Raw genomic sequence first — 1,364 nt, forward strand, 5'->3', positions numbered from 1 at the left:
GTCGCACGGGAGGTCTACCGGCTCATCGCCACTCCGAGTTCCACGGCCAGCCGCGCACGTGCCGCAACCGCTACTTGACATCCATAGGGGCATCAACGCCGCTCAACCTTCTGTTGCAGGTCAGGGGGTAGGTCAGCCAACTTCGAGACGATCTCGCTCAGTTCTCGGCCGAGTTCGGGAAACTCGGCCCAGACCGATGGGTTCCTGGTGAGGACCGCGGACAGCAGATCACCTTCGTACATGTGCCCCTCTGCCATCGGGTTCTCCCGCAGTACCTCCAGCGCCAGTGGCAGGAGGTAGGGCAGGCCTATGTGCTGCCCTATCAACAAGCGCATGTCCTCGACGGTCAGCTCGCCGATCGGCCGACGCCGCAAGGCGTGAGCAGTAGTGACAAGACGGGTGTCGTCGGCTGACGGAGCCGGCCAGCAGTCGCGTTCAAGCTCTTCAAGGGAGTGGGCGCGATTCAAGGGGTGCGTCACCGATCGATCGTCCCACGACCAGATCTCAAACGCGGTCTCAGGTGGACAGAGTTTACACTCAGAGCTGTCTCCGACCATTAAGACTTCACAAAGTAAAACTCTCCGCTTCAGGCTCGCGTCGATGCCCTGCTTCCCGGAACAGTGCCGGGAAGCAGGGCATCTATCTGTCAGAACAGATCGAGTTCGGCGGCTTCCACAGCCCCCACCAAACGACACTCCCCGGTATCTGTATTCACGGCCACATGACCGATACCGATCGCCATATCGCGAAGATCTCCACTACGGATGTATGCAACCGACTGGCAATCGAACATGATTTCGCTGCCGACTTGGGCGTGTTCGCCTTCAATGAGAGCTATAGGCATGGACTCATTGCTCACGCGCTCCTCCAAGAATACCGCCGCCAATTCGGCAACCTCCTCAATATTCGGCATTAATCCGTCCTCAGTAGGGAGTAGTGACGCCAATTAAGCTTAGCCTGTCCTTGCTGACCGCCCAGGAAGATCACATCTCCCTTGATGTTCACGACGTTGAAGACATGAGAATTCCTCCCCCGAGCCCCTAGGACAATCCCCCTGGCGCCATCCCCGGCCATCTGCATATCCTTGACAATTCCGGAAACGGTGGACGCCTTGAACGTTCGTCCGTACAATCTTTCAATTGTACTAGCCGATCCCGCTCCAAGATTTCCGGGGGCAACGGAAACTGTTCCATCACGCAGCACGTGATCCACAGCCACCGCGCAGGCACGGCAGTTATAGTCACCGCCTTGGGGATTGATCAGCGCCTTTAGTACTCCAGCCGGACTTCGGTGTATGTCCTGGTCAACGGCTTGAGCGTGGGGATTGTAGCGGCGTGGTGCCGAGTGCGGGGCGGGTTCGACCG

At 58.6% G+C, this 1,364-nt stretch carries 3 protein-coding genes; all 3 read right to left on the minus strand.

Annotation, left to right across the window (positions count from 1 at the left end; translation table 11 throughout):
* Window positions 1-92 precede the first annotated feature (92 nt).
* The 3 genes from ACIRJP_RS42645 to ACIRJP_RS42655 all read right to left on the minus strand — a co-directional run bounded on the left by ACIRJP_RS42645 (window position 93) and on the right by ACIRJP_RS42655 (window position 1,296).
* On the minus strand, window positions 93-479 hold the full coding sequence (locus ACIRJP_RS42645) for a contact-dependent growth inhibition system immunity protein (RefSeq protein WP_404186635.1): 387 nt from the start codon (window positions 477-479) through the stop codon (window positions 93-95).
* Window positions 480-646: 167 nt separating this feature from the next.
* The gene (locus ACIRJP_RS42650) at window positions 647-913 is read right to left on the minus strand and encodes a hypothetical protein (RefSeq protein WP_404186637.1); all 267 of its coding nucleotides are present in this window, start codon (window positions 911-913) and stop codon (window positions 647-649) included.
* Window positions 913-1,296, minus strand: a complete 384-nt coding sequence (locus tag ACIRJP_RS42655; protein ID WP_404186639.1) for a toxin glutamine deamidase domain-containing protein — start codon at window positions 1,294-1,296, stop codon at window positions 913-915. Before ACIRJP_RS42655 ends, ACIRJP_RS42650 begins: the two co-directional genes overlap by 1 nt.
* Window positions 1,297-1,364: the final 68 nt, after the last annotated feature.

It is taken from the genome of Streptomyces sp. NPDC102437 (assembly GCF_044765565.1).
Taxonomy (GTDB): Bacteria; Actinomycetota; Actinomycetes; order Streptomycetales; family Streptomycetaceae; genus Streptomyces.